We start from the raw sequence: 9,001 nt of genomic DNA on the forward strand, positions 1-9,001 counted from the left end.
AGTTGCGCAACGAGCGCTGCGCTTCTGTTCAACGCATGCTCGAGGGATGTGCGCTGAGAACGGATGGACTCCAGCTGCAACGCAATTTCATGGCTTTTCTCCCGTGCCGCCTGCCAACGGGGGCGGGCTTGATGCAGCCCCTCGTAATGCTGATCCTTTAATTCGGTTAGCTTTGCCCGCTCGTCCTGCAGTGACTCCACCTTCGCCTGCGCTGACATGAGACGAGCCTGGACAGTCTCCAATTCGGCACATTCGGTCTGCTCTTGATCCTTAAGACTCTCGAGTTCGTCCTCTATGCGGATGAGCCGCGCGTGCGCCTGCAAATGCTGTTCCTCTTTGGCTGCCAGCTCAGAGCGCAAGTTCGCAAAAATCTCTTGATGACCTTGTCGCTTTGCCTGGATGCCGTCACATTCTTTTTCTAGTTGGCGTAGGTCGCTTCGACTTTTCGCTAAACCAGCCTCATGTTCCTTAATCGTCTGCCCAAGTTCAGCCGATTCGGTCTGAAGGGCCTTAAACTCATGATCCCAACTCAGTGAGCCCGCGCCCTCATCTTGACCTCGTGCGAGGCGAAGCCAACTCTGAGTAAGCCAGATTCCGTCTTTTGTAATCACGGATTCTGCATTGCCCAGTTGGGGACGAAGCTTCAGCGCCGCATCGAGATCATCCACCGCATAAACGCCCGAAAGCAGCTCCCCCAATGCCCACGGCGCCTTGATACAGTCGCGGAGTTTGGGTGCATCGAGCCCCGCCGAATCATCGATGGCCTCACTGGCTCTTGTATCGAATAGTCCGAGGGAACCGTCTGTGATTTTGTTGAGTTCACCTACCACAGCACCCAACTCAGTGATACAAAGGTCTTGCAGATGAAACCCGAGCACCGTCTCGACTGCCCGTTCCCAGCCCGGATCAACAGAAACGTTCTCCCCAAGTCGCGGCGCATTCGAAAGGCCCACGCTTTCTAACCACTCGACCAAAACAGGTGGTTGCTTCCCGAGCGCAGATTGCTGTAGAACCTCAAGGGACGAAAGCCGGCCACTCAAGCTCTGTTGCCGCGAGCGCGCCGTATCCAGCTCGCTCGCCAGCCCATCGCTGGCCTCCCGAGTGCGTCGCATTTCCGCCTGTACGGCCTCCAGCTTTTCAGTGAGTTGATTCTGCTGGCTCTGGGCTTTGCTGAGCTCCGACTTCAAGGCCTTTTTGGCTTGTTCGATCGGGCCGAGATTCATTGAATCGTATTCCTCTTGCAAGGCAGCGATGCGCTGTCTTACGTCCTGGAGGCTCATTTCCAGATGGGCAAGGCGCGTTCCCTCCACCTGCTCGTCCCGATGGGACTCGGCGGCCCGCTGGTTGAATGCGTCCCATTCTGCCTGCCAGGTATGCACATGGTGTTCGGCTTTCGTAAACTGCTCATAGACGCCTTCTTCTTCACGCCGCGACCGTTCGAGTGCGGGTTCGAGTTCCGCCATCTCATCACGCAGCGCTTTGAGCTGCGCTTGATCGGCTTTGTCCTGTTCGCTTGTTTCGCCCAGATTGCGCTCAAGCTGCGAAAGATCTCGCTCCATGGAGGCACCGCGCTCCTTGGCGTGCTGAATGGTTTGCTCTAGGCGCGATATCTCGGCACCCACACGATAGAAGCTCGCCTGCACTTCGTTAAATGTCTCTATCGCTCCATTATGCCCCTCACGCTGCTTTTCGATCTCCGATTCGACGCCGCGTAGCCCTGCCATGCGGCCCTCCATCGTGGTTTCTTGCTGATTGATCTCCTGCTCCTCGGATTCCTCCTCTTTGCGCAGGCCACGCCACTTTAGCGCCACCAACTCGGCTTTGAGCCTTCGCTCCTCTTGCTTGAGGGTCTGATAGCGCTCTGCGGCTCGCGCCTGACGCTTCAAATGTTTAAGTTGTTTATCAAGTTCATCTCGTATATCATTTAATCTGATAATGTTTTCCTTGGTATGGTGAATTCGGTTTTGGGTTTCACGACGGCGTTCCCTGTACTTTGATATCCCAGCGGCCTCCTCGATAAAGGAGCGGAGTTCCTCGGGCTTGGCTTCAATCAGACGCGTAATCATGCCCTGTTCCACAATGGCGTAGCTTCTGGGCCCGAGCCCGGTGCCAAGAAAAATATTGGTGATATCGCGCCGGCGGCAACGGGTGCCGTTAAGGTAGTAAACCGAGATACTATCGCGATTCATCTGGCGCTTAATCGAGATTTCTTCGTAGCTCCCGTACTGTCCCCCCAATGAACCGTCGGCGTTATCGAAAACAAGCTCTACGGATGCCTGCCCTACCGGCTGGCGCGAGGCCGATCCGTTAAAAATGACGTCGGTTAAAGCTTCTCCTCGAAGGTGCTTGGCCGAGCTCTCGCCCATGACCCATAGAACTGCATCAATAATATTCGACTTGCCACAGCCATTAGGGCCGACAATGCCGCCAAGATTGCTAGGGAACGAGAGGGAGAGTGGATCGACGAAGGACTTAAAGCCTGCAAGCTTAATCTTGCTTAGTCGCATGGGGCGTAAAGATACAGGATAACTCCGATAGCATACAAGAGTAGCGCATCGCGGCGCATCTTATATATGGTATCGTTAAGCCGTAGCGGATTAAAACTTGGTAACGGGTATGGCTGATGAGTCGACAAACGCATTAGAGCCGTTTGAAAATCCCAATCAGGACCGGGACTATACAATCCATATCAGAATCCCGGAGTTTACCTGTCTGTGCCCAAGGACCGGTCAGCCTGATTTCGCAACCTTGTACCTCGATTATGTACCGCATAAGCGGTGTATCGAGCTGAAATCTCTCAAACTCTATATCGCATCCTACCGAAACACGGGGACCTACCACGAGGCCGTCACCAACAAGATCTTGAATGACCTAATAGTGGTTTTAGATCCTCGTTTCATGCGCCTGACTGCCAGGTTTAATGTGCGGGGCGGTATCTACACCACGGTGGTAGCCGAGCACCGAGCCCCCGGTTGGAACCAACCGGAATCCGTTGCCTTACCCTCGTTGCGCAAAAAGTTCTACGCGTAACAGCATAGATGGTTCCGGGCATTCGTTCGTTATAAATTCTCTATAAAAATGTTGCATGGTTCACAGTATCTACTAAAAGGGTTTGGACTGATTATTCAGCCCGGAGTGCGACTATATGTTGTAGTCCCGCTGCTTATTAACGTGCTTATCTTTGCCGGTGTCATCGTCTACGGCGCACATCTATATGGTGACTTTATCGAGTGGTTGGTACCCGACTGGTTAGTTTGGCTGCACTGGTTGCTTTGGCCCTTGTTCGCCATAGTCGCTCTGGTATTGGTTTTCTTTTGTTTTGCGATTATCGCGAATCTTGTCGGCGCCCCGTTTAATGGGTTTCTTGCAGAAGCCATTGAAACGAAGTTAACCGGCAGGGCACATGAAATCCAGAGTGAGTGGACGACTCTACCAAGGCAGATGATTTCTAGTCTGTTCGCGGAACTGCATAAGCTTATTTATTTTGTCTTATGGGCTATTCCTTTGCTGATCCTATTCTTAATACCAGGACTCAATGTCGCTGCCCCATTCCTTTGGATCTTGTTCAGCGCTTGGGTCTTGGCACTGGAATATGCGAGCTACCCGATGGAAAACCATGGCATCACGTTCAAGGAGCAGCGCCGACTCCTGGCATCAAAAAGGTTGCTTGCGCTTAGCTACGGTGGCACGGCGCTGGTTATTACGGTGATCCCGATACTAAACTTCATTGCCATGCCCGTCGCCGTAGCCGGCGCTACAGCTATGTGGGTGGATCAACTTGCAAAGACTATGGATGGAGATGATCAGAGAAATGTTCGAACGAATAATGGATAGCATTTGAACAAATTGTGTCGGCGCTTTATCGGCTAGCGCATACAGCGGATCGTATTAAGCTCAGTTGAATTTCGCTCTCAGCACCTAAGGTTCGCCTAAATCATCTGCTTCGTTCAGCTCAAATAGTCACGTAACCGCTGCACACCCTCCTTCAATTTTTCCAATCCTGTCGTATACGCAAAACGCACGTGCTTGTCTGCCGCATGAACGCCAAAATCCACCCCAGGCGTGATCGCGACGCCAGCATTTTCCAGGACGTCCGTTGCAAAGGCACAGCTATCTTGGGTAAAGCGTTCGCAATTAGCATATAGATAGAATGCGCCGTGAGGCGTAACAGGTATGTCAAAGCCTATGCCTCGAAGCTCTGGCAGCAAGTAGTCTCTCCGCGCACAGAATGCTGCACGACGTTGTTCGAGTTCTGCACGCGTTTCTGCGGTGAACGCCGCAAGAGCCGCATGCTGTGCTGGTGTAGGTGCCGCAAGAAAGATATTTTGAGCAAGCTTATCTACCGCAGGAAGGTATGGTTCGGGCGCGATGAGCCAACCGACCCGCCAGCCAGTCATTCCAAAATATTTTGAAAAACTGTTGATCACGAAGCACTCAGATGAAACAGCAAGTGCTGTATTGGCCTTATCTCCGTAGATCAATCCATGATATATCTCATCAACGATGCAACGCGCTCCTTTGTCTTCCACGATACGCACTATCTCTGTCAACATCGCATCATTAATGAGGGTCCCGGTCGGATTAGAAGGTGACGCGAGTATTACTGCGACACAATTCCCATTCAATTGCTGGGCAACGAGTTCCGGCGTGAATTGGTACGCGCTCTCCGCGCCCACCGGGACCATCATACAAACCCCATCCATCAAACGGACCAAGTGCCTATAACAAGGGTACGAGGGATCGGCGACTAGAACTTCATCGCCAGGGTTGATCAGGACACTTAAGGCAAGCTGTAAGGCCCCGGATGCGCCTGGCGTTACAACAACCCTGTCTGCGGCAAGTTCGACTCCATAGCGTTCCTTGTAATAGGACGCTATTCTCTCGCGCAATTGTGGCAGGCCTGTTGTCGGCGTGTAATGAGTGTACCCAGCAGCCAATGCACGCCTGCCTGCCTCGATGATGGGTTTGGGGGTAACAAAATCCGGTTCGCCAATCTCCATGTGAATGATGGAGCGCCCTTGGGCCTCCAACTGGTTCGCTCTGGCCAAGAGCCCCATCACACGAAAGGGCGCTATACCTTCCATTCGTTTAGCAATATGAACTTTCATCGCTCGCTATCGACCAATAGACGCAAAAAACGACGGAACCAAAGAGCAGAAACACGGGTCAACTCAGCAAGTTACCGACGTCAACTTTTTCCGCCGAACTTCACTATACCTGAATCGCGCCCGGTCATGGTTGGCTTGGTTGCGTCACTAGGGGCTTTCTGGTATACATGCCCGCTCAATTTTTTTGGTATTGCGGCTGATAAGGCAGGAGCACAGACCATGCCCGCTAAGAAAGCGCCGGCTAAAAAGGTCTCCAAACGAACAAAACGCTTAGCCCCGGAGAAGAACTTCACCCCTTACAAAGCGAAGAAGGGTGAAGAATATATGAATCCGAAGCAGGTGGAACATTTTCGTGCCATCCTGCTCAACTGGAAACGAGAACTTATGGAAGAGGTAGACCGTACAGTCCATCACATGCAGGATGACGCCTCCAATTTCCCTGATCCCAACGACAGAGCAACGCAGGAAGAAGAGTTTTCGCTGGAATTGCGCACCCGCGACCGGGAAAGAAAACTCATCAAGAAAATCGACGAAGCCGTTGTGGGTTTGGAAACGAGCGATTACGGTTATTGTGAGGTGTGTGGTGTCGATATTGGGATCCGGCGCTTGGAAGCCCGCCCCACCGCGACGCTGTGCATCGACTGCAAAACACTCGACGAGATCCGGGAGCGGCAGATGGGCTAAGTGCCCATTGACCGGTCTTTATTTAGCCCCTTCCCTTTTTCTTCCAGCACCAACACCCTCTTCAACACGCCCCACCATTTGCAACAGGCACGTAGCGGGCCTGCAAGTCTGTCCGCGGTCAACCTTGGCTCTTATCCTCAACCGACCTCACGCAGCGCATTTGGAGGATTGACGCGTTGAACGAGTTTGAGGCGTTTCTCATAGGCTTCACGGGCGATCTGCACATCCTCCAAAAACCAAGGTAACTCCTCAATCGATAGGGCCTGAGGCCCGTCTACGAGTGCCTTGGCAGGTTCAGGATGAAAGTCCACCAGAACCATATTAGCCCCGGCAATAACACCTTGGACACTGGCATGCATAACGTCCATGATGCCGTCGGGGGAGGCACCACGAGAACCCACGGAATGCGACGGATCGACACAGACAGGCATGCGCGTCAAGCGCTTGACGACTGGCACATGGGCAAAATCAACAACATTACGATGCGGGTCCCCGAGATTGGTCTTCATGCCTCGTAGGCAGAATACCACTTTGCGATTGCCCTCACTCGCAAGGTACTCGGCCGCGTTCAAGGACTCTTCCAAGGTGATTCCAAAACCACGCTTTAGTAATACAGGATAGGTCTTTTGCCGGCCCACATTTTTCAACAACTCGAAATTCTGAGCATTGCGCGTACCAATCTGCAGCATGACGCCGGTCGGGTTACCCGATTGCTCTAGCACCTCATGAATCTCATCAATATGGTCCTCATGGGTGACCTCCATCGCGATCACCTTGATATCGTATTTCCCGGCGAGCTCAAAGACATAGGGCAGACATGACTTGCCGTGACCCTGGAATGAATACGGGTTCGTCCGCGGCTTGTATGCGCCCATACGCGTACAAATCTGCCCATGATCTCTGAGTGAGCGCATCATGTTCTCAACATGGTCGCGTGTATCGACCGCGCAAAGACCGGCAAACAGGTAGAAATTGTCTTGTCCGAACGTAACCCCGTTGTAGGTGAAATGACTGGGGCGGCTATCGTCTTTATGACGCCCCAAAATACGATATTGGTGGGAGATGCGTACCACACGTTCGACTGATGCAAAGCTCTCGATCTGGCTGCCATCAATCGAAGCGGTATCGCCAATGAGATATATCTCGGTGAGCGTCTGCTGCGTCCCCACTTCTTCGTGAACACGATGTTGGATGCCCGATAATTTGGTCAGATGATCAAGCAACGCGTGATAAGGTTGCCCATTCTTATCTGTATCCGGATGAAGGATGATAATCATCTTTCGTAGAGCCTCGTAACTGCCGCTAATTCCATGGAAATTATCGCACACCCAACCGCTAAAGACACGTTGTTGACTGCTGCCTGCGGGCGCGCATCAAGGAGACAGCCCGGCAATCCATCTCCCATACAAGCGGTCAGCGACCTTCTGAAGGCCGGAGACGTGATCACTGAGATGCCGCGTTATCGCATCTCTACTCTGCACACTTGCCGAGAGGTGGGTGAGTTGATCTTGATAACGCTTCACCCAATCTCGCACCATATCGGCCGTCATCTCGACATGGCATTGCAGTCCTAAGGTATGGCCAATTATGAAGGCTTGCAGGTCGCAAATTTGGCTTTTCAGTAAGCGATGAGCGCCGGCTGGCAGGGAAAACGTTTCCCGATGCCAGTGAAAAACCTCGAAGCATTTCCCTAATCCCGCCAGCCACCCATCGTCGCCCCTGGCATCTGTGCGTTCTACTGGTAGCCAGCCGATCTCACTGACCGGATTCGCTCGCACGTCAGCGCCGAACGCCTTAGCAACAAGCTGGGCGCCGAGACAATGTCCAAGCACCGGCAGCGAGCGATTGTGGGCTTCACGTATAAGGGTAAGTTCCTTGTCAATCCAGGGCAAGGGATCATTGACGCTCATCGAGCCGCCCATGAAGACCAGGCCGGCGGCCCCTGCAATGCCCCGCGGTATCGGTTCCCCGAGATCTACGTTAATGATCCGATAGGGAATACCCCGGGTGCTAAGGTAGCTACCGAGATAACCCGGCCCCTCACAGACAACATGGCGAAAGATAAGTACCGGTTTCATGCTACGTACGGAATAAAGACATGATCAGCTTAAGCAGACACCCGTCAGCGCGTCCCAAGCGCTTGCCGATACCTCAGTAATTTGGGGCCTGATTATAGCTAGGCCGTTCAGACCTTGAACCCTAACCTGGGAGAGAAATATGCTACTGTTGCAATATCGGTCAACTTACTCTTGAAAACCAATTACATGCGAAAGTACCTGCTATTCGTCTTGCTGCTCTTTTTCTCGGGCCCCTTGGCCTTTGCCGTAGACAAGCTGGTCGTGCTCGGGCTCTTCACAGATAAGGCCGTTGTGGAGATCGATGGGAAACAGCGGGTCCTTACTGTCGGCAAAACCAGTCCCGAAGGCGTGACGCTCGTCTCTGCCAACAGCAAAGAAGCGATTCTTGAGGTTGACGGACAGCGCGCCAGTTACACCCTAGGCACCCATATTGGCAGCACGTTCGTCGGGCCTTCGCCTCAGGCCACCGTCCAGATCTGGGCGAATGACACAGGCATGTATCTCGTCAATGGCAGCATCAATGACTTCCCAATCAACTTTCTCGTTGACACAGGCGCCACAAATATCGCCATGAACGGAAATCAAGCCAGGCGCCTGGGACTCGATTTCAAACTCGAGGGGACCGTGGGGCGTGCGCAGACCGCCTCAGGTATTACCAAGGTCTATTACGTCAATCTGAAAAAGGTAAAGGTTGGCGACATTACCTTGCGTGACGTTCAAGCGGCGGTTCTGGAGGGGGACTTTCCTACTGAGGTGCTGCTTGGCATGTCATTTCTCAGCAAAGTTGAGATGAATCGACGCGGCCGGCTTTTAGAACTTAGGAAATACTAATAGATTTGACATTAATTAGATGTTATAATGCATTGGTTTTAGGTGCTTTATCATTCATCACATGTTCCCGTGGGACCATCGTGACGTGGGCGGCCACGCGGATTCAGGTGTGAGAATAGGCGAAAAAGAACAAATGCAGCCGGCTCGGGCAGCGTTAGCCCGGATCGCCATCTTTCCGATCAAATCCTTGCATGGCATCGAATTAACGCACACCACAATCAGTGCAGGCGGGGCGCTCAAGCACGATCGGGAGTATGCCATCGTCGATGGCCAAGGCCGTTTCGTCAACGGCAAGCGACA

9 protein-coding genes are annotated in these 9,001 nt (G+C 52.8%); 5 read left to right on the plus strand and 4 right to left on the minus strand.

The features are described 5' to 3' along the window. Positions 1-2,507, minus strand: a 2,507-nt coding sequence (smc, locus tag O6944_00075; protein MCZ6717548.1) for a chromosome segregation protein SMC, incomplete at its 3' end; no start/stop codon positions are given. A gap of 109 nt (positions 2,508-2,616) precedes the next feature. On the opposite strand from smc, the gene queF reads away from it, so the two are divergent. Further along, positions 2,617-3,030, plus strand: a complete 414-nt coding sequence (gene queF, locus O6944_00080; GenBank protein ID MCZ6717549.1) for a preQ(1) synthase — start codon at positions 2,617-2,619, stop codon at positions 3,028-3,030. A gap of 48 nt (positions 3,031-3,078) precedes the next feature. Continuing rightward, positions 3,079-3,834, plus strand: a complete 756-nt coding sequence (cysZ, locus tag O6944_00085) for a sulfate transporter CysZ (protein ID MCZ6717550.1) — start codon at positions 3,079-3,081, stop codon at positions 3,832-3,834. 113 nt (positions 3,835-3,947) lie between these two features. Here the strand turns inward: cysZ and O6944_00090 are convergent, their stop codons facing one another. Beyond that, positions 3,948-5,108 (minus strand): pyridoxal phosphate-dependent aminotransferase, encoded by a 1,161-nt coding sequence (locus O6944_00090; GenBank protein ID MCZ6717551.1) that lies wholly within the window; start codon positions 5,106-5,108, stop codon positions 3,948-3,950. Between the two features lie 219 nt (positions 5,109-5,327). On the opposite strand from O6944_00090, the gene dksA reads away from it, so the two are divergent. Beyond that, positions 5,328-5,792, plus strand: a complete 465-nt coding sequence (gene dksA, locus O6944_00095; GenBank protein MCZ6717552.1) for an RNA polymerase-binding protein DksA — start codon at positions 5,328-5,330, stop codon at positions 5,790-5,792. A 137-nt stretch (positions 5,793-5,929) separates the two neighbouring features. Here dksA and O6944_00100 read toward each other — a convergent pair whose 3' ends face one another. Further along, on the minus strand, positions 5,930-7,069 hold the full coding sequence (locus tag O6944_00100; GenBank protein ID MCZ6717553.1) for a 3-deoxy-7-phosphoheptulonate synthase: 1,140 nt from the start codon (positions 7,067-7,069) through the stop codon (positions 5,930-5,932). 96 nt (positions 7,070-7,165) lie between these two features. Further along, positions 7,166-7,870, minus strand: a complete 705-nt coding sequence (locus tag O6944_00105) for a type 1 glutamine amidotransferase (GenBank protein ID MCZ6717554.1) — start codon at positions 7,868-7,870, stop codon at positions 7,166-7,168. Positions 7,871-7,984: 114 nt separating this feature from the next. Between O6944_00105 and O6944_00110 the strand changes: the two genes are divergently transcribed. Then, the gene (locus O6944_00110) at positions 7,985-8,701 is read left to right on the plus strand and encodes a TIGR02281 family clan AA aspartic protease (GenBank protein MCZ6717555.1); all 717 of its coding nucleotides are present in this window, start codon (positions 7,985-7,987) and stop codon (positions 8,699-8,701) included. A 133-nt stretch (positions 8,702-8,834) separates the two neighbouring features. Further along, a partial coding sequence (locus tag O6944_00115) for an MOSC N-terminal beta barrel domain-containing protein (GenBank protein MCZ6717556.1) occupies positions 8,835-9,001 on the plus strand: 167 nt, incomplete at its 3' end.

Source organism: Gammaproteobacteria bacterium (genome assembly GCA_027296625.1).
Classification (GTDB): domain Bacteria; phylum Pseudomonadota; class Gammaproteobacteria; order JAKEHO01; family JAKEHO01; genus JAKEHO01.